Raw genomic sequence first — 24,406 nt, 5'->3', positions numbered from 1 at the left:
GATGATTTAAATCAGCTCAGTTTTGCGTAACGCCAGATAATCAAGGAGAGCACCGAGCAAAATACCGCCAACGGCTGTTAGCACGGCGATCTCCAGCAGGCCAGCAAGGAAGGAAAAGTTGGTGTAATCCAGCGCATTTAGCACCAGTAAAAGCAGCCATATTGACAGCATCAAACACCCTATCGCCAGAATCATTAATGCCAGCGAATAAGTCTGTGGAAAGTGCGTGCGTGGCATGAAACTCTCCGAGCGCTGGGTATGTTCCAGCGTCCGTCGGCAGACCAGCAGCAGTAAAATCCCCGGCACAGCGGCAACCACAGAGAAGAGATAGAACGTAGGCCAGCCGTGCGCTTCAACAAACCAACCCGCAATAGGGCCGACGTACACGCGCCCGACGGCGGAAAGTGCGGAGAGCAGCGCAAATTGTGTGGCTGAGAAGGATTTATTGCACAGCGTCATCAGCAGCGCGACGAATGCTGCCGTACCCATCCCGCCGCACAGGTTTTCGAAAAACACCGCCGTCGCCATCGAGAAAAGGTGTTTATCGGTAATCGACAGCAGCCAGTAACCGGCGTTGGACACTCCCTGCAAGAGACCAAAAATGAACAGCGCGCGGAACAGCGTCAGGCGCTGCATTAATACTCCACCATACAGTGCGCCAACAATGGTGGCGAACAGGCCCAGCGTTTTATTGACCATACCCACTTCGCCAGCATCGAAGCCGACGCCGCGAATCAGGAATGTCGTGGTCAGGCTCATGGCAAAGGCGTCACCAAGCTTATAAAGGACGATCAGCAGCAGAATCAGCCAGGCGTTATTGCGCCCAAAGAAGTCACGCAGCGGCGCGGCAACGGCCTGCTCCAGCGTTTTTGGCACCGGAATAACATCGCTGGGCTCCGGGGCTAACAGGGTGGCGATGATGCAGGGGATCAGCAGTGCGGCCATCAGCCAGTACATCCCCTGCCAGCCTAACCAGCGATCGGCAAGCCAAAGGGCGAGACCGCCGGAAACCAGCATCCCCAGGCGATAGCCCAGTACGCTAATCGCCGCGCCGGTACCGCGTTCTTCCGCTGCCAGCACATCCGTTTTCCACGCATCGAAGACGATATCCTGAGAGGCGGAGCAGAAGGCGATAACCACCGCCAGCGCCGCCATCCAGCGCAATTGCGTGGACGGCTCAAGGAATCCCATTGCCGCAATAGCGATAAGTAACAGGAACTGGGTAGCTAACAGCCAGCCGCGACGACGACCAAGAAAAGGCGGCGTGTAGCGGTCCATCAGCGGCGACCAAAGAAACTTAAAGACGTAGGCCTGGCCGACGAGGGAGAAAAAGCCAATCGTTTTTAGATCGATATTCGCAACAGTCATCCAGGCTTGCAGCGTACCGGATGTGAGGGCGAGGGGTAACCCAGAAGCAAAGCCAAGGATCAGCAAAATGGCCGATTTAGGCTGTGTGAAAATGCGTAAGTAATGATTGGACATAAGGTATATAGCGCAAACCCGGCGCGAGGCCGGGTTTGCGGTTAATTAACGAGCGTTTTGTTTGATGAAATCGTGAATGCTGGTGTCCTGTGCCATATCGGCGATGGTATCGGTCAGGACGCTATTAACCGCATTGGCAATATTCTGATTGGAAGCCTGGAAGGCGCCTTCAACCGAGTAATTGGCGCGGTAGTTTTTGGTCATCTTCGTGCCGTTTGCAGCGGTCGCAATGATAGCAATATCGGCTTTGGTGGAGATGTTGTAACGCACGTTGCCCTGAGAGACGTCGGCATACAGATTGTTAACAATAATTTGCAGGTCGACCGCGCCTTTCGGCCCAATCATATAACCACGTGACGTCATCTGTTTCTCCAGCACTTCCTGCAGTAAGAAACGCAGATCGCGGGAGGCCGTCAGCGTGACCTGCTGGTTGTCGCGAGTGACTTTTGCCAGCGCCTGGTCCGGACGCTGATCGGCGCCGTTGATGCTGACGGTCACGCCCATCAGGCTTGGATCCTGCTGCGGCAGGGTTATTTTTGGTGAAACATCAATAGTGGTCGGCGGAGTGGCGCATCCGGCCAGCATAAACAGCGCGACCAAAGGAAAAAGAATTTTCTTAAACATGTTCAGGGTCTCAACGCGTGGTGGAGTGGTAATTGAGGAAATTCCCGTCATCATAACATCGCCAACGGCAAGGGGAAGTAGCAACGCATGTAAATTCATCGTCTTGTGCGTTTTCTGTTCTTGCCTCATTTATTATCATGATTTTGGCGGCTGTTCTGACGGACTGAGTGAGTAAACCCGATACTTTTGAATGAAAATATCGGAGGAATGCTAATTTTTTGTTGTTTTCCCCTAATGGAAGCGGTAAAAGCGGCTAACATTTAAAGGGAATGGCGGCAATACAGCGTTGTCGGAGGAGAAAATTCATGATGATACGTGAACAGATCGAAGCAAAACTTAGAGCAGCGTTCGACCCGGTGTATCTTGAAGTCGTGGATGAAAGTTATCGCCACAACGTTCCTGCGGGCTCTGAAAGTCATTTTAAAGTGGTGTTGGTGAGCGATCGCTTCCTTGGCGAGCGTTTTCTCAATCGTCATCGCATGATTTATGGGACGTTGACAGAGGAACTCTCAAGCACCGTGCATGCTCTGGCGCTGCATACCTATACGATTAAAGAGTGGGAAGGACTGCAGGATACCATCTTCGCTTCTCCTCCTTGTCGCGGAGCTGGAAGTATCGCGTAGAAATCGCATTTGCAACCGCTGGAGCTTTTCCAGTATGTTGCGTGAAGATTTATCAGAAAACGGCCTACGGGCCGTTTTGTTTTGCCTGGAAAACATTCAGCTTGAGCGTTTTTACAGGCAGATTTGCTCGGGAAATGTGAAAAATGCCGCAACAGTGGGCGACAACCGTTCTCGACTCACAAAAGTGATGCCGCTATAATGCCGCGTCTTTTATTATGAATGTCTTCGGGATGATTCTGACGACAGGGAATGTGTTTCTGATTTGAAGAGGGCATCCCGGTTCTGCGAAGCAACCTACACGCGCTTCCAGAGTTGACCGAGCACTGTGATTTTTTTGAGGTAACAAGATGCAAGTTTCAGTTGAAACCACTCAGGGCCTTGGGCGCCGTGTAACGATTACTATCGCCGCTGACAGCATCGAGAATGCTGTCAAAAGCGAGCTGGTCAACGTAGCGAAAAAAGTTCGCATTGACGGCTTCCGTAAAGGCAAAGTGCCGATGAATGTCGTTGCTCAGCGTTATGGCGCTTCTGTTCGCCAGGACGTGCTGGGTGACCTGATGAGCCGCAACTTTGTTGACGCGATCATCAAAGAGAAGATTAATCCGGCTGGCGCACCGAACTACGTTCCGGGCGAATACAAGCTGGGTGAAGATTTCACCTACGCAGTAGAGTTCGAAGTCTATCCGGAAGTTGAACTGCAGGGTCTGGAAGCAATCGAAGTTGAAAAACCGGTTGTTGAAGTCACTGACGCTGACGTTGATACCATGCTGGATACCCTGCGCAAGCAGCAGGCTAACTGGAAAGATAAAGACGGCGCTGTTGATGCAGAAGATCGCGTCACCGTTGACTTCACCGGTTCCGTTGACGGCGAAGAGTTTGAAGGCGGCAAAGCGTCTGACTTCGTGCTGGCGATGGGCCAGGGTCGTATGATCCCAGGCTTTGAAGACGGTATTAAAGGCCACAAAGCGGGCGAAGAATTCACTATCGACGTGACCTTCCCGGAAGAGTACCACGCAGAAAACCTGAAAGGTAAAGCGGCTAAATTCGTTATCAACCTGAAGAAAGTTGAAGAACGTGAACTGCCGGAACTGACTGAAGAATTCATCAAGCGTTTCGGCGTTGAAGATGGTTCTGTAGCGGGTCTGCGCGCTGAAGTGCGTAAAAACATGGAGCGCGAGCTGAAAGGCGCAGTACGTAACCGCGTTAAGTCTCAGGCTATCGAAGGTCTGGTAAAAGCTAACGATATCGACGTACCGTCTGCACTGATCGACAGCGAAATCGACGTTCTGCGTCGCCAGGCTGCTCAGCGCTTTGGTGGTAACGAGCAACAGGCTCTGGAACTGCCGCGTGAACTGTTCGAAGAACAGGCTAAACGCCGCGTTGTTGTTGGTCTGCTGCTGGGCGAAGTGATTCGTACCCACGAGCTGAAAGCTGACGAAGATCGCGTAAAAGGCCTGATCGAAGAGATGGCTTCTGCTTACGAAGATCCGAAAGAAGTTGTTGAGTTCTACAGCAAAAACAAAGAGCTGATGGACAACATGCGCAACGTCGCGCTGGAAGAGCAGGCTGTTGAAGCCGTGCTGGCGAAAGCTAAAGTGTCTGAAGCGGCCACTTCCTTCAGCGAGCTGATGAACCAGCAGGCGTAATTTCGCCCCAAGGTTTAAGGTTTGAGCAAAAACCCGTTGCCGAAAGGCGGCGGGTTTTTTATTGCAATGATAGCCTTAGGATGAGTGCGAAAAGCCGATTTCAGTGATAGCGTTACGCCAAAAGGTTGTTATGCTTGAATTATGGCAATGCCATCCCCATAACCGAGAGACGTAACTGCATCGGCATGATCATGCTTTGTCATAAAGTATGCATATATGCACTTCTGCCTGAGGCAGAAATTCTGGCTGATAATCCGTCCATAAGGTTACAATCAGTGCAGCGGTTTTTTTCAAATTAATCCAGGAGACGGAAATGTCATACAGTGGCGAACGAGATAACTTTGCACCCCATATGGCCCTGGTGCCGATGGTCATTGAACAGACCTCACGCGGCGAACGTTCATTTGATATTTACTCCCGTCTGCTCAAGGAGCGCGTCATTTTTATGACCGGCCAGGTAGAAGACCACATGGCTAACCTGATCGTGGCGCAGATGCTGTTTCTGGAAGCGGAAAACCCGGAAAAAGATATCTACCTGTACATTAACTCGCCGGGTGGGGTGATCACCGCCGGGATGTCTATCTACGACACCATGCAGTTTATTAAGCCTGACGTCAGCACCATCTGTATGGGGCAGGCGTGCTCAATGGGCGCGTTCCTGCTGACTGCCGGGGCGAAAGATAAACGTTTCTGTCTGCCAAATTCCCGTGTGATGATTCACCAGCCGCTGGGCGGCTACCAGGGCCAGGCGACGGATATTGAAATCCACGCCCGTGAAATCCTGAAAGTGAAAGGGCGCATGAATGAACTGATGGCGCACCATACGGGTCAATCCCTTGAGCAGATCGAGCGCGACACCGAGCGTGACCGCTTCCTTTCTGCCTCGGAAGCAGTGGAATACGGCCTCGTCGACTCCATTTTGACTCATCGTAATTGATGCCCTTGGCGCAAGGGTGCCGCTATACTTGTTTGAAAGAGGGCGGCACAACGCTTGCGAGCGGTTTGCGCCTGAGAATGGCATTTGCGTCGTCGTGTGCGGCACAAAGAACTTAATAAGAGGTTTGGACTCATGACAGATAAACGCAAAGATGGTTCGGGCAAACTGTTGTACTGCTCTTTTTGCGGCAAAAGCCAGCATGAAGTGCGTAAGCTAATCGCCGGGCCATCCGTGTATATCTGCGACGAATGCGTTGATTTATGTAACGACATCATTCGCGAAGAAATCAAAGAAGTCGCGCCGCATCGCGAGCGCAGTGCACTGCCAACTCCGCACGAAATTCGCCACCATCTTGACGATTATGTTATCGGCCAGGAACCGGCGAAAAAAGTGTTGGCAGTGGCGGTATACAACCACTACAAACGTCTGCGTAATGGCGATACCAGCAATGGCGTTGAACTGGGTAAAAGTAACATTCTGCTGATCGGGCCGACCGGTTCCGGTAAAACGCTGCTGGCGGAAACGCTGGCGCGCCTGTTGGATGTTCCGTTCACCATGGCTGATGCGACCACCCTGACCGAAGCTGGTTATGTGGGTGAAGACGTTGAGAACATCATTCAGAAGCTGTTGCAGAAGTGTGATTATGACGTGCAGAAAGCGCAGCGCGGCATTGTCTATATCGATGAGATCGACAAGATTTCCCGTAAATCGGATAACCCGTCGATTACCCGCGATGTTTCTGGCGAAGGCGTGCAGCAGGCGCTGCTGAAGCTTATCGAAGGCACCGTTGCTGCCGTACCGCCGCAGGGCGGGCGTAAGCATCCGCAGCAGGAGTTCTTGCAGGTTGATACCTCCAAGATTCTGTTTATCTGCGGTGGCGCATTTGCCGGGCTGGATAAAGTCATTTCCCACCGCGTAGAAACCGGTTCAGGTATTGGTTTCGGCGCGACGGTTAAGGCTAAATCCGACAAAGCCAGCGAAGGCGAGCTGCTGTCTCAGGTTGAGCCGGAAGATCTGATCAAATTTGGTCTGATTCCGGAATTCATCGGTCGTCTACCGGTGGTGGCAACGCTGACAGAGCTGAGCGAAGAAGCGCTGATTCAGATCCTGAAAGAGCCGAAAAACGCCCTGACCAAGCAGTATCAGGCGTTGTTCAACCTGGAAGGGGCTGAACTGGAGTTCCGCGAAGAAGCGCTGGACGCCATCGCTAAGAAAGCGATGGCGCGTAAAACCGGTGCTCGTGGCCTGCGTTCCATCGTCGAAGCTGCGTTGCTTGATACCATGTACGATCTTCCATCAATGGAAGATGTCGAAAAAGTGGTTATCGACGCATCAGTCATCGACGGGCAAAGCAAGCCGCTGCTGATTTACGGTAAACCGGAAGCGCAACAAGCATCTGGTGAATAATTAGCCAACTTGCTCAAGCAGTTAACCAAAAAGGGGGGATTTTATCTCCCCTTTTATTTTTCCTGCATTCCCGCCGTTGAATGTGTGGAATACATCCCCATATACTGGTTTACATATTAACGGCGACGCGTCGTTGAATTGCGTCGTCGGCTACCTGGCGGACTTTAAACTAAGAGAGAGCTCTATGAATCCTGAGCGTTCTGAACGCATTGAAATCCCCGTATTGCCGTTGCGCGATGTGGTGGTTTATCCGCACATGGTCATACCCCTGTTTGTAGGGCGGGAAAAATCTATCCGTTGTCTCGAAGCGGCCATGGACCATGATAAAAAAATCATGTTGGTTGCGCAGAAAGAAGCGTCGACGGATGAGCCGGGTGTAAACGATCTTTTCACCGTCGGGACCGTGGCGTCTATTTTGCAAATGCTGAAGCTTCCGGACGGTACGGTAAAAGTACTGGTCGAAGGTTTGCAGCGTGCGCGTATTTCTGCACTGTCTGATAACGGCGAGCATTTTTCGGCGAAAGCGGAATATCTTGAATCGCCGGCGATTGACGAGCGCGAGCAGGAAGTACTGGTTCGCACCGCTATCAGCCAGTTCGAAGGCTACATCAAGCTGAACAAAAAAATCCCACCAGAAGTGCTGACGTCGCTCAATAGCATCGACGATCCGGCACGCCTGGCGGATACCATCGCTGCGCATATGCCGCTGAAGCTGGCGGACAAACAGTCCGTGCTGGAGATGTCCGACGTTAACGAACGTCTGGAATATCTGATGGCGATGATGGAGTCAGAAATCGATCTGCTGCAGGTTGAAAAGCGTATTCGCAACCGCGTGAAAAAGCAGATGGAGAAATCTCAGCGCGAGTACTACCTGAATGAGCAAATGAAAGCCATTCAAAAAGAGCTCGGCGAGATGGACGACGCCCCGGACGAAAACGAAGCGCTGAAGCGTAAGATCGACGCGGCGAAAATGCCGAAAGAGGCAAAAGAAAAAACCGAAGCGGAACTGCAAAAACTGAAGATGATGTCCCCGATGTCGGCGGAAGCGACCGTCGTTCGTGGCTACATCGACTGGATGGTGCAGGTGCCGTGGAACACCCGCAGCAAGGTCAAAAAAGATCTGCGTCAGGCGCAGGAGATCCTCGACACCGACCACTACGGTCTGGAGCGCGTGAAGGATCGTATTCTTGAGTACCTCGCAGTGCAAAGCCGCGTAAACAAACTCAAAGGGCCGATCCTGTGCCTGGTTGGGCCGCCGGGGGTGGGTAAAACCTCTCTGGGCCAATCCATCGCCAAAGCAACCGGACGTAAATACGTGCGTATGGCGCTGGGCGGCGTGCGTGATGAAGCGGAAATCCGTGGTCACCGTCGTACCTACATTGGCTCTATGCCGGGCAAGCTTATCCAGAAGATGGCGAAAGTGGGCGTTAAAAACCCTCTGTTCTTGCTCGATGAGATTGACAAAATGTCCTCCGATATGCGCGGCGATCCGGCCTCGGCATTGCTGGAAGTCCTGGATCCGGAACAGAACGTGGCCTTTAACGACCACTATCTGGAAGTGGATTACGATCTCAGCGACGTGATGTTTGTTGCGACCTCTAACTCCATGAACATTCCGGCACCGCTGCTGGACCGTATGGAAGTCATTCGTCTCTCCGGCTATACCGAAGATGAAAAGCTGAACATCGCTAAACGTCACCTGTTGTCGAAACAGATTGAGCGTAACGCGCTGAAGAAAGGCGAACTGACGGTTGATGATAGCGCTATTGTTGGCATCATTCGTTATTACACCCGTGAAGCGGGCGTGCGTGGTCTGGAACGTGAAATCTCTAAACTGTGCCGTAAGGCGGTTAAACAGCTGTTGCTGGATAAGACGCTGAAACACATCGAGATTAACGGCGACAACCTGCATGATTTCCTTGGCGTACAGCGCTATGACTATGGCCGTGCGGATAACGAAAACCGTGTCGGTCAGGTGACCGGCCTGGCGTGGACGGAAGTGGGTGGCGATCTGCTGACTATTGAAACCGCCTGCGTCCCAGGTAAAGGCAAATTGACCTATACCGGATCGCTCGGTGAAGTCATGCAGGAATCCATCCAGGCAGCGTTGACCGTGGTGCGTTCGCGTGCGGATAAGCTGGGAATTAACTCAGATTTTTACGAAAAACGCGATATCCACGTTCACGTACCGGAAGGGGCAACGCCGAAAGATGGTCCAAGCGCCGGTATTGCGATGTGTACCGCGCTGGTTTCCTGTCTGACGGGGAATCCGGTGCGTGCCGATGTGGCAATGACCGGGGAAATTACCCTGCGCGGTCTGGTGCTGCCAATTGGTGGTCTGAAGGAAAAACTGCTGGCTGCACATCGCGGCGGTATTAAGACTGTTCTGATTCCTGATGAAAATAAACGTGACCTTGAAGAAATTCCAGATAACGTTATTGCCGATTTAGATATCCATCCGGTGAAACGAATCGAGGAAGTTCTGGCACTTGCGCTGCAGAACGAACCGTTCGGCATGGAAGTCGTCACGGCAAAATAGTGACTTTGCGCAAATAGCGCTAAGAAAAATAGGGCTGGTAAGTAAATTCGCACTTGCCAGCCTTTTTTTGTATCGCTAACTTAGATCGCTGGCAGGGGGGTCATTTACAACGCTGTTGTAAGGGCATGACAGTCCTGATATAACTGCTGCGCGGTCGCACCACGAAGGATTCTGGTGCGATATAAATTATAAAGAGAGGAAGAGAACAGTGAATAAATCTCAACTGATTGACAAAATTGCTGCCGGTGCGGACATTTCTAAAGCCGCAGCTGGACGTGCGTTAGATGCTTTAATCGCTTCTGTTACTGAATCTCTGCAGGCTGGGGATGACGTTGCGCTGGTAGGGTTTGGTACTTTTGCTGTTAAAGAGCGCGCCGCCCGTACTGGCCGCAATCCGCAAACAGGTAAAGAAATCACCATCGCCGCTGCTAAAGTACCGGGTTTCCGTGCAGGTAAAGCGCTGAAAGACGCGGTAAACTGATCGACTTCCCCACTGGGGTCTGTGACGAAGTACAAGGGCGCATCGTGAGATGTGCCTTTTTTATTTGCCAGAATGCGACTTAATGTGAGTTTATACGCACTTGTGGGCTGACAATCACCCTGTTTTCTTGTCAAAATACGTCCTCACGCGCAGTAGCCATCACATGCTATGCTGCGCGAGCAAAAGTCATCTACAGCGGAGCGTTGTTACACCATGATGGACAACCTACGCACGGCCGCCAATAGCGTCGTGCTCAAGATTATTTTCGGTATCATTATTGTCTCGTTCATTTTGACCGGGGTGAGTGGTTACCTGATTGGCGGTGGTAACAACTATGCCGCGAAAATTAATGACCAGGAGATTGGTCGCGCCCAATTTGAAAATGCCGTTGCCAGCGAGCGTAATCGCATGCAGCAGCAGCTTGGCGATCAGTTCTCTGAACTGGCGGCCAATGAAAATTACATGAAGACCATGCGCCAGCAGGTGCTGAATCGTCTGATTGACGAGGCGCTGCTTGACCAGTATGCCCGTGAACTCGGTCTTAATGTCAGTGACGACCAGGTTAAGCAGGCCATCTTCCAGACCCAGGCTTTCCAGGCTGATGGCAAATTTGATAACGAGCGCTTTAGCCGTATCGTTAATCAGATGGGTATGACGACGGACCAGTATGCGCAAGCGCTGCGTAATCAGTTGACCACGCAGCAGCTGATTACCGCTGTAGCGGGTACCGACTTTATGCTGCCGGGCGAGTCCGATCAGCTGGCGGCACTGGTTTCCCAACAGCGCGTGGTGCGTGAAGCAACCATCGACGTGAACGCGCTGGCGGCGAAGCAGTCCGTAACCGACGACGAAATCAACGCTTACTATCAGCAGAATCAGGCGCGTTTTATGTCGCCGGAACAGTTCCGCGTAAGCTACATCCAGATGGATGCCGCGAGCATGCAGGAAAACGTCTCTGACGAAGAAATTCAGTCATGGTATGACCAGCATCAGGATCAGTTCACTCAGCCGCAGCGTAACCGCTACAGCATCATTCAGACCAAGACTGAAGCGGATGCTCAGGCGGTGCTTGATGAGCTGAAGAAGGGGGCTGATTTCGCCACCCTGGCGAAAGAAAAGTCCACCGATATCATCTCTGCTCGTAACGGCGGCGATATGGGGTGGCTGGAAGATGCAGCGACCGTGCCTGAGCTGAAAGATGCGGGCCTGAAAGACAAAGGTCAGCTGTCTGGCGTAATTAAATCTTCCGTGGGTTTCCTGGTGGCGCGCCTTGATGACGTTCAGGCAGCACAGGTTAAACCGCTGGCTGACGTGCGCGCTGATATCGCGGCGAAGGTGAAACAGGATAAAGCACTGGACGCTTACTACGCGCTACAGCAGAAAGTGAGCGATGCGGCGAGCAACGATAACGAGTCTTTGGCAGGTGCCGCACAGGTTGCCGGACTGAAAGTCGTTGAAACCGGCTGGTTTGGTCGTGACAACCTTCCGCAAGAGCTGAACTTCAAACCGGTTTCTGACGCTATCTTCAACGGTGGTTTGGTTGGTGAAAGCGGTACTCCTGGTAGTAACTCCGACATCATCACCGTTGATGGCGATCGTGCATTTGTTCTGCGCGTTAGCGAGCATAAACCAGAAGCGGTGAAACCGCTGGCGGATGTGAAAGCGCAGGTCAGCGATATCGTTAAGCACAGCAAGGCGGAGCAGCAGGCTAAACTGGACGCCGACAAGCTTCTGGTGGCGCTTAAAGAGGGCAAAGGCGATGAGGCGATGAAAGCCGCTGGCCTGAGCTTCGGCGCTCCGCAGACGCTGTCCCGCACCGGTCAGGAAGCGCTGAGCCAGGCAGTATTTGCACTGCCGTTGCCGCAGTCGGGCAAACCGAGCTACGGTGTGAGTTCTGATATGCAAGGCAACGTCGTACTGCTGGCGCTGGACGAAGTGAAAGCAGGCACGATGCCGGAAGAGCAGAAAAAAGCGATGGTTCAGGGGATCACCCAGAATAACGCTCAAATCGCTTTCGAAGCGCTGATGAGTAACTTGCGTAAAGCAGCGAAAATTAAGCTCGGTGACATCATCGATCAGCAGCAATAATTTCGCGTAGCTTCGCAAAAGCAAGTAACGTGATGTAATTCTCAAAGGCCGCTTTCGCGGCCTTTTCCATTTCTGCATTTTGCCTTTTGTACTCTTTTTCTCCACTCGCTATCGTGCCCTTGCTGTCAACAAACAAGGAGATAACAGCATGAAACGAGGAATGAGAACGCTTATTGCCGCCGCCGTACTGGTTTGCGCGGCGGGGGGGCAGGTAGTGTTAGCTGCACCTTCGAGTGGTAAAGCGTCGGCGGCGACGAGTAAGGAGAGTGTGCAAGCGCCGCAGGCGAAATCGCCTGATGCGATAAACGCGGCTGATAGTGAAGGAACCAGGGTTAGTATTAATAACGCCAGTGCAGAAGAACTCGCCCAGGCTTTGAATGGCGTTGGCCTAAAGAAAGCGCAGGCTATTGTGAGCTATCGCGAGGAATACGGACCGTTTAAAACCGTTGACGATCTTAAACAGGTTCCGGGGATGGGCAACTCGCTGGTGGAGAGAAATCTGTCTCATCTGAAGCTATAAATTTTCAGTTGAAGTTTGCACAGTCGTAAATATTTGCCAGACTGAAGAGGTCGCACAAGTGGTGTGACCTCTGACCTCAAAATAACAATTCAAGTAAGGCATTTGCGCTATGCAGACACAAATCAAAGTTCGTGGCTATCATCTGGATGTTTACCAGCATGTGAATAATGCACGTTATCTGGAGTTTCTCGAAGAGGCGCGCTGGGATGGGCTGGAAAATAGCGCTGCCTTTCACTGGATGACCGGGCACAACATCGCCTTTGTGGTGGTGAACATCAATATCAACTATCGCCGCCCGGCGGTATTGGGTGATGTTCTTACCGTTACCAGCAAGCTGGAGCAGTTGAATGGGAAAAGCGGGACGTTAAGCCAGGTCGTGACCCTGAACCCTAATGGAGAAGTGGTCGCTGATGCGCTCATCACCTTTGTCTGCATTGATTTAAAAACGCAGAAAGCGCTGCCGCTTGAAGGTGAACTACGTGAAAAGCTCGATCAAATGAATTTACGCTAATATAGCTTCCGCTTTCTTCCCGGTGGCGCTGCGCTAACCGGGCTACGGGTTCACAGTCGCCAGCAGGCCGGTAGCCCGGACAAGGCGCGTCGAGCGCCGCCTCCGGGGAAATAGCTGATTACTTCAGCCCTGTTTTGCGCTTCATCACCGCCATAATACCCAGCTTATCAGCCTGATATTGATTCAACCCGTTAGCGCGAAGATGACAGGCGGCGCATTGTCCGCAGCCGTCGCCTTTAATGCCGTTATAGCAGGTCAGGGTTTCCTGGCGCACCAGATCTAACTGACCCCAATAATCGGCCAGGGCCCAGGTCTCGGCTTTATTCAGCCACATCAGCGGCGTCTCAAAGCGGATCTCCTTTGCCATTCCCAGGCTAACCGCGTGGTGCAGCGCTTTTACAAACTCATCGCGGCAGTCCGGGTAGCCCGAAAAATCGGTCTCGCAAACGCCGGTAATAATCGCTTCCGCCTTAACCTGATATGCGTAAATCGCCGTCAGAGTTAAAAACAGAATGTTGCGTCCGGGCACGAAGGTATTGGGAATACCGTTGGCATCCGGTTCATAATCCGGCACCGGGATGCTATCGCGAGTTAAGCTACTGATCGCCAGTTCGTTAAGCAGGGTGACATCAAGCACTTTGTGAGCGACCGCCCCCAGTTTCATCGCCAGCTCACGAGCGACATCAATCTCGGCGCGATGGCGTTGGCCATAATCAAACGTGACGCAATGCACTTCATCATACTGTTGCAGAGCCTGCACCAGGCAGGTCGTTGAATCCTGTCCTCCACTGAAGACAACTACGGCGCGTTTCATGGTAATTCCTGACTATCAATGTAAAGGGGATATGGTAGCGCCTGATGAGCGCGGCGACCAGCTCTGTCACGGCGTTGATGCCGGGAGCCAGGCGCTGGCAAAATCAAACCAGCCACGAGCGTTCAGACGCAGGCCGTTGACGCCCGGCGGAGCGCTAATACGATAATTATAATTAAATAGCGGCGTCATGATGGCGTCATCCATCAGGTTGTTAAACACATTGCGCAACGCTTCGTTGCGGCTGCGTTCGTCCGGTAGCGCCTGCACGGCATCGAGAGTGGCCTGTAAGTGGGCATATTGTGCCCCGGTCAACAAATTAGGCCACAGTGCATCGCAGCGTAACCACTGTTCCAGCGTGTACTCAGGCGCTTCGCCTATCAGACGATCGCCCATCATCAGGTCCGCTTTCGCAAACTGCTGGCAGCCATCCCAGTTTTTAGCATCGTGAAAAATAATTGTTAACTCGCAGCCTAATGTCGCCAGTCGTTGCCTGAGCTGCTCTGCCATGGCGTGTAGTTCTACGGGAAGGTGATAGAGCAGGATGAGTTTCTCTGGCAGTGATACATCAAGATTTTCCGGCCCTTGCGGAATAGACCAGCCGGGCAGCACCTCATTGCTGGGAGCGATCAGATCTTCGTCCAGGGGGAGGGTTTCCAGTAGCGTTGAATGATGAATTAACGACACCAGCCGCTGAGCTTGCGCTTTGCTTAGGCGATGGCTCTGACGCAGAGTCAGATAGCAAAAACCGAGGCTAATACTATTGCTGACCTGCCGTAAATTGGCCAACTCATCGGGGTCGCCAATCGTTATCTGCACCGGATGACGGCAGCTGGTGCCCAGATCCCGCTCAAATAACTGCGGAGTGATCCAAAACTCAACGGCCTGAATCAAAGGATGGCTAAGGTGATAACGCGGATGATTTTCTAGTCGTACAAGCTCCGGGCTAAATAACTTCAGGCGGAAGGGTCCGCTACCAATGGCCGGATTGTCCGGATGCGCCAATACGCTACAGTAACTCGCCAGGCGAAACGGTAGCCAAAAATCCGCCCGATGCAGGGTGATTGTCAGACATTGGGCATGAGTGACGCTAATCTCGCTGATGCTGGCGAATAGCGTTCGCAGCGCGGGGAGTTCCAGTAGCATGAGTAGCTGCTGGCGTAGTTGTGATGTCTCAACAGGATCGCCGTTATGCCAGAATAGCGTGGAACGGATATAAAAATTCCAGCGTAGGCCATCAGGCGAGACTTCCCAATGGTGCGCTAAATCTCCAATTGGACCGGTGCTTAGCGCATCAAATCGGGTCAGGCCAGAAAAAATCTGTCCGGCCAGATGTTGTTCAGCCCGTCCGGGTAAAAAACCAGGGCGCAGAGGTTCCAGCGGGCGATAGTAAGGAATACGTAGCGTGGGCGTATTGTTTTGCCATTGCCCCCCAAGAAAAGGATAGAGCAGCGCTTTGAGTTCCACTGGTGCAAGCTGGGCCAGCTCAAGTGCATTCTGCTGCTGCCCTTTATTTAACGCCTGCTCCATCATCTCATTGCGTAGCGTCTCCGGCGCTTTATAAAACTGGAGTTGCCCGCGTTTTCCGCGACCAGAGCTGGCCTGCCAGCTTAACCAGCCAGCCTCCTGTGCCTGGCGTAGCAGCGTACGAATATGGCGCTCGCTACAAAAACAGCGTTCCGCCAGTTCGCCAACGGTGACCTGCTGCGGCTCGCCTTGGGAGGGTTGCCAGAGGCGCTGGTACTGATTCAGACGGTTTAATAGCCTCATCTTCGCTTTATCCTGATGTTTATCTAAAAACCCGGAACAATAAAATTCATCTATTCACTATTACTTCCGTATATCTCAGGCAATACTGCAACACAAGCAAAATCCACCACGCTTCGGGGAAGAGAATATGGCAAGACTGGCTGCATTTGATATGGACGGTACGTTACTGATGCCGGACCATCGTCTGGGAGACAAAACGCTTTCGACGCTCAAACGCCTGCGCGATCGTGATATCACTCTGACGTTTGCTACCGGTCGCCATGCGCTGGAAATGCGCCATGTTATTGGCGAGTTCTCGCTTGATGCCTTTCTCATCACTGGTAACGGAACGCGCATTCACTCTCTGGAGGGAGAAGAGCTGCATCGTCGCGATCTCGCCCCTGAAGTGGCGGAAGAGGTATTGCATAGTGCCTGGGAAACGACGGCCAGCATGCATATCTTTAATGACAATGGCTGGTTTACCGGGCGCGAAATACCTGAAATGCTGAAGGCGCATGTCTATAGCGGCTTCCATTATCAGCTTCGCGATCCGAAACGCATGCCAGCGCATCAGGTAACCAAGATCTGCTTCTGTGGCGATCATGACGATCTGCGTCGGTTGCGGATCCAACTGAACGAGGCGCTGGGGGCTAGCGCGCATTTGTGCTTTTCAGCGATGGATTGCCTGGAAGTGCTGCCGACGGGATGTAACAAAGGTTCTGCGCTGGCGGTGCTGAGCCAGCATCTCGGCCTGACGTTGCAGGACTGCATGGCGTTTGGTGATGCTATGAACGACCGGGAAATGCTTGGCAGCGTCGGGCGCGGCGTGATTATGGGCAATGCCATGGCTCAACTCAAAGCACAGTTACCTCACCTACCGATTATTGGCGACTGCCGCCATCAGGCGGTCTCCCACTTTTTGACGCATTGGCTGGATAATCCTGATCTTCCTTATTCCCCCGAATAGAGAGACCCTACCAGCGAGCCAGATATCTTGTGATATCTGGCTTTTTTTATTTTACGTGGAGCATTTCGGCGATTTTTGCCTGCCAAGGGGCGATATCGCCGATATTGGCTGCTACCCACTGTGGGTTGTAATAGCTTTCCAGGTAGCGTTCGCCGCTGTCGCACAGTAACGTGACGATGGAGCCAGTGCGGCCTTCTTCGCGCATACGTACGGCCAGTTGCAGTACGCCCCACATATTGGTGCCGGTTGACGCTCCAACCTTACGCCCGAGCAGCGTTTCCAGCCACAGTGCGGTGGCGACGCTGGCTGCATCCGGCACGCGCAGCATCTCGTCGACCACATCGGGAATAAATGAAGGTTCGACGCGCGGGCGACCAATACCTTCAATTTTGCTACCGACCGGGCTGCGCAGGCTGGCATCGCGGCTTTGCCAGTAATCCATGAATACGGAGTTTTGCGGGTCAACCACCATCAGCCTGGTATCGTAACCCTGGCTGCGAATATAGCGGCCAATAGTGGCTGAGGTACCGCCGGTACCCGCGCTCATCACGATATATGATGGCTGCGGGTGTGGTTCATGGGTCATCTGGCGGAAGATGCTGTCGGCGATATTATTGTTGCCCCGCCAGTCGGTGGCGCGCTCGGCAAAGGTAAACTGATCCATATAATGACCGTTCAGCTCGCGAGCCAACGTTTCGGACGCGGCATAGATTTCGCAGGCGCTATCGACAAAGTGGCAGCGACCGCCGTAGAACTCAATTTGCTCAATTTTGCGCTTTGCGGTGCATGAGGGCATAACGGCAATAAACGGCAGACCCAGCAGTCGAGCGAAGTAGGCTTCCGAAACGGCAGTCGAACCCGAAGAGGACTCAATAATCGTCGTCCCTTCTTTAATCCAGCCGTTGCACAACCCATAGAGAAACAGCGAACGCGCCAGACGATGCTTCAGGCTACCGGTTGGGTGAGTGCTCTCATCTTTAAGGTAGATTTGAATCCCGGTGAATCCCGGCAGCGCCAGACGAATAAGGTGCGTGTCGGCGGAACGCTGATAATCGGCATTAATTTCACTAATCGCGTGTTTTATCCAGGCGCTGTTCATCTTGATTTCCTGTTTGTCATTTTGTGCCCAGCTTAACGGAAATCGAAGGAAAAATTGTTGCCATTTAGCCTTTCAATTACAATAAAAGGAGTAAAATTTTCTCCTGAGGCGCATAATGTTAGATAAAATTGACCGCAAGCTGCTTTCTCTACTACAAACCGACTGTACCCTCTCTTTGCAGGCGTTGGCTGATGCCGTTAATCTGACCACCACGCCCTGCTGGAAACGCCTGAAACGTCTGGAAGACGAAGGTATTCTCCGCGGGCGAGTCGCTCTGCTGGATGCTGAAAAGGTTGGACTTGGCCTGACGGCGTTTGTGCTGATTAAGACTCAGCACCACAGTAGCGACTGGTACTGCCGTTTTGTCAGCGAGGTCACGCAAATGGCGGAGGTCCTCGGCTTCTGGCGTATGGCGGGGGAATATGACTATCTGCTGCGGGTTCAGGTCGCTGACATGAAAAACTATGACAATTTTTATAAACGTCTGGTTAACAGCGTGCCGGGCCTGTCGGATGTCACTTCGAGTTTCGCCATGGAACAGATAAAATACACCACAGCCTTGCCTATTGATTAACGGCATCCGCCGCTACGAATTACATACTCAGGATTTAACTGCTTGCGATTATTTGCTCAACTTAGCTGGTATTTCCGCCGGGAGTGGCGTCGTTACCTCGGCGCTATTGCTCTGCTGATCATCATTGCCATCCTACAACTGGTACCGCCGAAAGTGGTCGGCATCGTGGTTGACGGCGTCACGAAACAACATTACACCGCGGAAAAGGTGTGGATGTGGATCGGCCTGCTGGTGGTCATTGCGGTGATGGTTTACCTGCTGCGCTACGTCTGGCGCGTGCTGCTGTTCGGTGCTTCCTATCAGCTGGCCGTCGAACTGCGTGAAGATTTCTATCGCCAGCTCAGTCGCCAGCATCCGGCTTTTTACCTGCGTCATCGCACCGGGGACCTGATTGCCCGGGCGACTAACGACGTTGACCGGGTCGTTTTCGCCGCAGGGGAAGGGGTGTTGACGTTAGTTGACTCCATGGTGATGGGCTGCGCGGTGCTGATTGTGATGTCCACGCAAATCAGCTGGCAGTTAACCCTGCTGGCGCTGCTGCCGATGCCGATTATGGCTCTGGCAATTAAGCGTAACGGTGATGCGCTGCATGAGCGCTTTCGCGTAGCGCAGGCAGCATTCTCCAGCCTGAACGACCGTACTCAGGAGAGCCTCACCAGCATCCGTATGATCAAAGCCTTTGGCCTTGAAGATCGGCAATCGGCGCAGTTCGCCGCCGATGCCGCGGATACCGGGGCGAAAAATATGCGCGTGGCGCGCATTGATGCCCGCTTTGACCCGACGATCTATATTGCGATTGGTACCGCGAATTTGCTCGCGATCGGTGGCGGTAGCTGGATGGTGCTGCAAGGCAGCATGACCCTGGGTCAGCTTACCAGCTTTATTATGTACCTTGGCCTGATGATTTGGCCGATGCTGGCGCTGGCGTGGATGTTTAATATCGTCGAGCGCGGGAGTGCTGCCTATTCGCGTATTCGTACCATGCTGGAAGAGGCTCCGGTAGTTAAAGACGGAAGCGAACCTACACCTGAAGGCCGCGGTACGCTCAACGTAGCCGTTCGCGAATTTATCTATCCGCAGGCGCATAAATCCTCACTGGAAAAGGTCAACTTTACGCTACAGCCTGGTCAAATGCTGGGGATATGTGGGCCGACGGGTGCCGGTAAAAGTACCATTCTGGCGTTGATTCAGCGTCATTTCGATGTAACCGATGGGGATATCTGTTTCCACGGCGTTCCCCTGACCCGACTCCAGTTGGATAGCTGGCGCGCCCGGCTGGCGGTGGTGAATCAGACCCCGTTTTTATTTTCCGATACCGTCGCCAGCAATATCGCGCTGGGTAGACCGGACGCTACGCAGGAGCAAATCGAACACGTAGCGCGGCTCGCCAGCGTACATGAGGATATTCTGCGCCTGCCGCAGGGATATAACACCGAGGTCGGTGAGCGCGGCGTGATGCTTTCTGGTGGGCAGAAGCAGCGCATTTCCATAGCCCGCGCGCTGCTGCTGGAAGCCGAGATCCTGATTCTTGATGATGCGCTGTCGGCAGTGGATGGCCGTACGGAGCATCAAATTTTGCATAACCTGCGACAGTGGGGTGAGGGGAGAACGGTGATCATCAGCGCCCATCGCTTATCGGCGTTGACTGAGGCCAGCGAGATTCTGGTGATGCAGCATGGGCACGTTGCCCAGCGTGGTCGCCACGAAGCCCTGGCCGCACAGCCTGGCTGGTATCGCGATATGTATCGCTATCAGCAGCTCGAAGCGGCGCTGGATGATGTTGTGCAGGAGCACGAGGAGGTCGCCGGTGCGTAGTTTCACTCAACTCTGGCCAACGTTAAAACGCCTGCTGGCCTACGGTTCCCCGTGGCGTAAACAGCTGATGATTGCCGTTGCCATCATGTGGGTAGCGGCGGTGGCTGAGGTCAGCGGCCCGCTGCTGATCAGCTACTTCATCGATAATATGGTGGCGAAGAATTCTCTGCCGCTGAAGCTGGTTAGCGGCCTTGCGGTGGCCTATCTTGGCTTGCAACTTCTGGCTGCTGGCCTGCATTACTGCCAGTCTCTGCTGTTTAACCGTGCGGCGGTTGGCGTCGTGCAGCAACTGCGCAGTGACGTGATGGATGCCGCGCTGCGCCAGCCGCTCAGCGAGTTTGATACTCAACCGGTGGGGCAGCTTATTTCGCGAGTCACCAACGATACTGAGGTTATCCGCGATCTGTACGTGACCGTGGTGGCAACGGTGTTGCGCAGCGCCGCGCTGATTGGCGCGATGCTGGTGGCGATGTTCAGCCTTGACTGGCGGATGGCGCTGGTGGCGATCGCTATCTTCCCGGCGGTGTTGATCGTGATGATGATTTATCAGCGTTACAGCACGCCAATCGTCAGGCGGGTTCGCGCCTGGCTGGCGGATATCAACGATGGCTTCAACGAAGTAATTAACGGTATGGGCGTCATTCAGCAGTTCCGCCAGCAGGCGCGGTTCGGCGAACGGATGCGCGAGGCCAGCCATGCGCACTACCTGGCACGGATGCAAACTTTGCGCCTTGACGGATTTCTGTTACGCCCGCTGCTGAGCCTGTTCTCTTCACTGATCCTCTGCGGTCTGCTGATGCTGTTTGGCTTCAGCAGCACCGGGACCATTGAAGTGGGGGTCCTCTACGCCTTTATTAGCTACCTTGGTCGTTTGAACGAACCGCTGATCGAACTGACAACTCAACAGTCGATGCTACAGCAGGCGGTTGTGGCGGGGGAGCGAGTTTTCGAACTGATGGACAGGCCGCGTCAGGCGTGGGGAGAGGATAGCGAACCACTGCGTAGTGGGGCCGTCAGTATCGATAATGTCTCTTTTGCCTATCGCGATGACAGTCTGGTATTGCAGGATATCAATCTTGAAATCCCGTCCCGCAGCTTCGTGGCGCTGGTCGGTCATACTGGTAGCGGCAAAAGTACTCTGGCTAGCCTGATGATGGGCTACTACCCGTTGACCAAAGGTGAAATTCGTATCGATGGCCGTCCGCTCTCTTCATTAAGCCACAGCGCGCTGCGTCAGGGGATTGCGATGGTGCAGCAGGACCCTGTGGTGCTGGCCGATACCTTCTATGCCAACGTTACCCTCGGTCGTGACATCAGCGAAGAGCAGGTTTGGGAGGCGCTGGAAGCGGTGCAGTTGGCAGAGCTGGCCCGCGAAATGGAAGACGGGATTTATACGCAACTGGGCGAGCAGGGGAACAATCTCTCCGTTGGTCAGAAGCAGCTGCTGGCGCTGGCGCGGGTGCTGGTTGATACCCCGCAGGTGCTGATCCTTGATGAAGCAACGGCCAATATCGACTCAGGTACTGAGCAGGCGATCCAGCAGGCCCTGGCGCGAGTTCGCGAGCACACTACGCTTGTCGTTATCGCCCACCGTTTATCGACCATCGTTGAGGCCGATACTATCCTGGTGCTGCATCGCGGCCAGGCCGTAGAGCGCGGGAATCATCAACAGCTGCTGGCGGCAAAAGGTCGTTACTGGCAGATGTACCAGCTGCAGCTGGCTGGCGAAGAGCTGGCGGCCAGCGCGCAGGAAGAGTCGCTTATTGCCTGATGCACCATGAGCAGGCAGCGCGGGTTTGGCGGTTTGCGGTGGTGCAAAAACGTCACATATCACGCACTGAAATGGTGCATTTTTAGGCGGTCATAGCGTTTTCCCGCTTCGTTTCAAGCGATTTCTTTTCTTTATCCCTCCAGAAGGGCCGCTTTGCGGTCCTTTTTCATTTCTGGCATAGCCCTTGCTTTATTCCCTATGTGTTAGCCGTGGCCATTACCGAATTCTGACTGGAGGGGACTTATGAAGCTGGTTACCGTGGTAATCAAACCATTCAAACTGGAAGACGTGCGTGAAGCATTATCTTCGATGGGAATTCAGGGCCTGACGGTCACTGAAGTAAAAGGGTTCGGCCGTCAGAAAGGCCATGCGGAACTTTATCGCGGTGCTGAATACAGCGTCAATTTTTTACCGAAGGTGAAGATTGACGTGGCCATTGCCGACGATCAGCTCGATGAAGTCGTCGATGTCATTAGTAAAGCGGCTTATACCGGAAAAATTGGCGACGGCAAAATCTTTGTCGCCGAGTTGCAGCGCGTCATTCGCATCCGTACCGGCGAATCTGACGAAGCGGCACTGTAACTTTCAGACCACACAGTGATGGGGAACGAAACAATGAAGATAGCAACAATGAAAACAGGTCTGGGAGCGCTGGCGCTTCTTCCGGGGTTGGCAATGGCCGCTCCGGCAGTAGCGGATAAAGCCGACAACGCCTTTATGATGATTTGCACCGCACTGGTGCTGTTTATGACCATTCCGGGCATCGCGCTGTTCTATGGCGGCCTGATTCGCGGTAAAAACGTTCTCTCCATGCTGACTCAGGTTATTGTGACTTTTGCGCTGGTCTGTGTGCTGTGGGTGGTTTACGGATATACATTAGCTTTCGGCACTGGCGGCAGCTTCTTCGGTAGCTTTGACTGGGTCATGCTGAAGAATATTGAACTCAAAGCGCTGATGGGCAGCTTCTATCAATATATTCACGTTGCTTTCCAGGGCTCTTTTGCCTGTATCACCGTCGGCCTGATTGTTGGCGCGCTGGCGGAACGGATCCGTTTCTCTGCGGTATTGATTTTCGTAGTGGTGTGGATGACGCTCTCCTATGTGCCGATTGCGCATATGGTCTGGGGCGGTGGTCTGCTCGCAACGCATGGTGCGCTGGACTTCGCGGGTGGTACCGTTGTACATATCAACGCCGCCGTCGCCGGGTTGGTGGGTGCTTACATGATGGGCAAACGCGTTGGCTTCGGCAAAGAAGCGTTCAAGCCGCATAACCTGCCGATGGTCTTCACCGGTACCGCGATCCTCTACGTTGGTTGGTTTGGCTTCAACGCCGGTTCTGCTGGCGCGGCGAACGAAATTGCGGGCCTGGCTTTCGTCAACACAGTGGTGGCGACTGCGGCGGCTATCCTGGCGTGGACCTTCGGTGAATGGGTTACCCGCGGTAAGCCATCTCTGCTGGGCGCATGTTCCGGGGCGATTGCAGGGCTGGTTGGGGTTACACCAGCATGTGGCTATATCGGTGTCGGTGGTTCTCTGATTGTTGGTATCGCGGCGGGCCTGGCCGGTCTGTGGGGCGTCACTGTACTGAAACGCTGGTTGCGCGTTGATGACCCGTGCGATGTGTTCGGCGTGCACGGTGTCTGCGGTATCGTCGGCTGTATCCTGACCGGCATCTTTGCCGCAACCTCTCTGGGCGGCGTCGGTTACGCAGAAGGCGTGACCATGGGCCATCAGGTTCTGGTACAGCTGGAAAGTATCGCCATCACCATCGTCTGGTCCGGCATTGTCGCGTTCATTGGCTACAAAGTTGCTGACATGACCGTTGGCCTGCGCGTACCGGAAGATCAGGAACGCGAAGGTCTGGATGTGAACAGCCACGGCGAGAACGCCTACAACGCCTGATTCATCGTCATCTTGCTAAAGTGAAAAGCGGAGCCTGGCTCCGCTTTTTTACATGGTTAACTAATAGACTGAATCCACGGTAATAATGTTGAGGCCCACAGCCAGGAGATGGGCATGACGATGATCAATCCAGGGAGTAAGTTGGCCACCGGGAATGATTTAATCCCACAGATTCTTAATCCCGTCACAAACATAATGAAGCCGCCAAGCCCTGAGAAATCAGCAATCATTTCCGGCGTTAGCATGGGCATTATTGATTGTCCGATAAACAGGAGGAGCATTTGGACAATAAATTGTGGGATCGCGATAGTCGCAACTGAAAGGCCAAGCGCGGTGGCGAAAATACCTGCGGTCAGAATATCGAGGAATGATTTGGTTAACAGAATAGAGATATCGCCGGTTATCCCTTCCTGCATCGCCCCAAAAACACCTGTACCTGATGCCACGAAAAGCACCAAAATACCCACAAATTTGTCGAGATATTCCTCTTGCGATAATGGACTACCGCTTTTTTGTGGGGCAATTTTATCGATGATAAAACGCAATTTTGATGCACCACGGCCAATATTTTTCTCGATGGAGAATATTTCACCGATAATGGCACCGAATAATAATGAAGCAACGACAACGGGTAGCGCGTGTAACTTAACGACCACGGTCATCCCCATTCCCATGGATGCCGCACCAAAGGTGAGGGGCAATGCAGTACGGAATTTTTCACTCAGGCGATCGCCAATTAGGCCACCGACGATTCCGCCGATGAGTGTTGATGCGGAGTTAATTATTGGCCCAATCATTACTTTTCCTTGTTAACATTCACAAAATACCTATCTCTGGCGGCGGACCGTAAACAGACTCAC

The 24,406-nt window shown here is 53.2% G+C and carries 22 protein-coding genes; 16 read left to right on the top strand and 6 right to left on the bottom strand.

Annotated elements, in window-relative coordinates; all coding sequences use genetic code 11:
* Nucleotides 1–6 precede the first annotated feature (6 nt).
* A complete protein-coding gene (gene ampG / locus AC07P6_RS23565) occupies nucleotides 7–1,482 on the bottom strand; it encodes a muropeptide MFS transporter AmpG (protein WP_478314842.1) in 1,476 nt (491 codons plus the stop codon).
* Nucleotides 1,483–1,527: 45 nt separating this feature from the next.
* On the bottom strand, nucleotides 1,528–2,106 hold the full coding sequence (locus tag AC07P6_RS23560) for a lipoprotein (RefSeq protein ID WP_478317073.1): 579 nt from the start codon (nucleotides 2,104–2,106) through the stop codon (nucleotides 1,528–1,530).
* Between the two features lie 305 nt (nucleotides 2,107–2,411).
* Here AC07P6_RS23560 and bolA point away from each other — a divergent pair, with 305 nt between their 5' ends.
* The 10 genes from bolA to AC07P6_RS23510 all read left to right on the top strand — a co-directional run bounded on the left by bolA (nucleotide 2,412) and on the right by AC07P6_RS23510 (nucleotide 12,858).
* The gene (gene bolA / locus AC07P6_RS23555) at nucleotides 2,412–2,729 is read left to right on the top strand and encodes a transcriptional regulator BolA (RefSeq protein ID WP_110273745.1); all 318 of its coding nucleotides are present in this window, start codon (nucleotides 2,412–2,414) and stop codon (nucleotides 2,727–2,729) included.
* 34 nt (nucleotides 2,730–2,763) lie between these two features.
* Nucleotides 2,764–2,928 (top strand): hypothetical protein, encoded by a 165-nt coding sequence (locus AC07P6_RS23550; RefSeq protein ID WP_167492816.1) that lies wholly within the window; start codon nucleotides 2,764–2,766, stop codon nucleotides 2,926–2,928.
* A gap of 148 nt (nucleotides 2,929–3,076) precedes the next feature.
* Nucleotides 3,077–4,375 (top strand): trigger factor, encoded by a 1,299-nt coding sequence (gene tig, locus AC07P6_RS23545; protein WP_181483313.1) that lies wholly within the window; start codon nucleotides 3,077–3,079, stop codon nucleotides 4,373–4,375.
* Nucleotides 4,376–4,688: 313 nt separating this feature from the next.
* Complete coding sequence (clpP, locus tag AC07P6_RS23540) at nucleotides 4,689–5,312, top strand: ATP-dependent Clp endopeptidase proteolytic subunit ClpP (RefSeq protein WP_110273743.1); 624 nt, start codon at nucleotides 4,689–4,691, stop codon at nucleotides 5,310–5,312.
* 132 nt (nucleotides 5,313–5,444) lie between these two features.
* Nucleotides 5,445–6,719 carry an ATP-dependent protease ATP-binding subunit ClpX gene (gene clpX / locus AC07P6_RS23535; RefSeq protein WP_182236746.1) on the top strand — a complete coding sequence of 425 codons (1,275 nt, stop codon included), beginning with the start codon at nucleotides 5,445–5,447 and terminating at the stop codon, nucleotides 6,717–6,719.
* Between the two features lie 184 nt (nucleotides 6,720–6,903).
* Complete coding sequence (gene lon, locus AC07P6_RS23530; protein WP_478314841.1) at nucleotides 6,904–9,258, top strand: endopeptidase La; 2,355 nt, start codon at nucleotides 6,904–6,906, stop codon at nucleotides 9,256–9,258.
* Nucleotides 9,259–9,466: 208 nt separating this feature from the next.
* Entirely contained in the window at nucleotides 9,467–9,739 is a 273-nt protein-coding gene (hupB, locus tag AC07P6_RS23525; RefSeq protein ID WP_002444653.1) for a nucleoid-associated protein HU-beta, read from the top strand.
* A 213-nt stretch (nucleotides 9,740–9,952) separates the two neighbouring features.
* Nucleotides 9,953–11,827, top strand: coding sequence for a peptidylprolyl isomerase (gene ppiD / locus AC07P6_RS23520; RefSeq protein ID WP_478314840.1), 1,875 nt, complete (start codon nucleotides 9,953–9,955; stop codon nucleotides 11,825–11,827).
* Nucleotides 11,828–11,975: 148 nt separating this feature from the next.
* On the top strand, nucleotides 11,976–12,347 hold the full coding sequence (locus AC07P6_RS23515) for a helix-hairpin-helix domain-containing protein (protein ID WP_434659973.1): 372 nt from the start codon (nucleotides 11,976–11,978) through the stop codon (nucleotides 12,345–12,347).
* Between the two features lie 109 nt (nucleotides 12,348–12,456).
* Entirely contained in the window at nucleotides 12,457–12,858 is a 402-nt protein-coding gene (locus tag AC07P6_RS23510; protein WP_434659972.1) for a YbgC/FadM family acyl-CoA thioesterase, read from the top strand.
* A 118-nt stretch (nucleotides 12,859–12,976) separates the two neighbouring features.
* Here AC07P6_RS23510 and queC read toward each other — a convergent pair whose 3' ends face one another.
* A complete protein-coding gene (gene queC / locus AC07P6_RS23505) occupies nucleotides 12,977–13,672 on the bottom strand; it encodes a 7-cyano-7-deazaguanine synthase QueC (RefSeq protein WP_434659971.1) in 696 nt (231 codons plus the stop codon).
* Nucleotides 13,673–13,738: 66 nt separating this feature from the next.
* Nucleotides 13,739–15,439 carry an SgrR family transcriptional regulator gene (locus AC07P6_RS23500; protein ID WP_434659970.1) on the bottom strand — a complete coding sequence of 567 codons (1,701 nt, stop codon included), beginning with the start codon at nucleotides 15,437–15,439 and terminating at the stop codon, nucleotides 13,739–13,741.
* 127 nt (nucleotides 15,440–15,566) lie between these two features.
* Here AC07P6_RS23500 and cof point away from each other — a divergent pair, with 127 nt between their 5' ends.
* On the top strand, nucleotides 15,567–16,385 hold the full coding sequence (gene cof / locus AC07P6_RS23495) for an HMP-PP phosphatase (RefSeq protein ID WP_110273735.1): 819 nt from the start codon (nucleotides 15,567–15,569) through the stop codon (nucleotides 16,383–16,385).
* 46 nt (nucleotides 16,386–16,431) lie between these two features.
* Here the strand turns inward: cof and AC07P6_RS23490 are convergent, their stop codons facing one another.
* Nucleotides 16,432–17,484: a PLP-dependent cysteine synthase family protein gene (locus tag AC07P6_RS23490; protein WP_181483306.1), complete on the bottom strand. Its 1,053-nt coding sequence runs from the start codon at nucleotides 17,482–17,484 to the stop codon at nucleotides 16,432–16,434.
* A gap of 115 nt (nucleotides 17,485–17,599) precedes the next feature.
* On the opposite strand from AC07P6_RS23490, the gene AC07P6_RS23485 reads away from it, so the two are divergent.
* The 5 genes from AC07P6_RS23485 (at nucleotide 17,600) to amtB (ending at nucleotide 23,546) form a co-directional block, all read left to right on the top strand.
* Nucleotides 17,600–18,058 (top strand): Lrp/AsnC family transcriptional regulator, encoded by a 459-nt coding sequence (locus AC07P6_RS23485; RefSeq protein ID WP_110273733.1) that lies wholly within the window; start codon nucleotides 17,600–17,602, stop codon nucleotides 18,056–18,058.
* 42 nt (nucleotides 18,059–18,100) lie between these two features.
* On the top strand, nucleotides 18,101–19,873 hold the full coding sequence (locus AC07P6_RS23480; protein WP_478314839.1) for a SmdA family multidrug ABC transporter permease/ATP-binding protein: 1,773 nt from the start codon (nucleotides 18,101–18,103) through the stop codon (nucleotides 19,871–19,873).
* The gene (locus AC07P6_RS23475) at nucleotides 19,866–21,644 is read left to right on the top strand and encodes a SmdB family multidrug efflux ABC transporter permease/ATP-binding protein (RefSeq protein WP_478314838.1); all 1,779 of its coding nucleotides are present in this window, start codon (nucleotides 19,866–19,868) and stop codon (nucleotides 21,642–21,644) included. The genes AC07P6_RS23480 and AC07P6_RS23475 overlap by 8 nt, the downstream gene beginning before the upstream one ends.
* A gap of 243 nt (nucleotides 21,645–21,887) precedes the next feature.
* On the top strand, nucleotides 21,888–22,226 hold the full coding sequence (gene glnK, locus AC07P6_RS23470) for a P-II family nitrogen regulator (protein ID WP_004099573.1): 339 nt from the start codon (nucleotides 21,888–21,890) through the stop codon (nucleotides 22,224–22,226).
* A gap of 33 nt (nucleotides 22,227–22,259) precedes the next feature.
* Nucleotides 22,260–23,546, top strand: a complete 1,287-nt coding sequence (gene amtB / locus AC07P6_RS23465) for an ammonium transporter AmtB (RefSeq protein WP_167492815.1) — start codon at nucleotides 22,260–22,262, stop codon at nucleotides 23,544–23,546.
* Nucleotides 23,547–23,602: 56 nt separating this feature from the next.
* On the opposite strand, the gene AC07P6_RS23460 is transcribed toward amtB, so the two are convergent.
* On the bottom strand, nucleotides 23,603–24,343 hold the full coding sequence (locus tag AC07P6_RS23460; RefSeq protein ID WP_434659966.1) for a DUF554 domain-containing protein: 741 nt from the start codon (nucleotides 24,341–24,343) through the stop codon (nucleotides 23,603–23,605).
* Between the last annotated feature and the right edge of the window lie 63 nt (nucleotides 24,344–24,406).

It is taken from the genome of Klebsiella sp. GFKo11 (genome assembly GCF_056490265.1).
The sequence above is the reverse complement of the archived record's forward strand: the minus strand, read 5'-3'. Positions and strand labels throughout refer to the sequence as shown.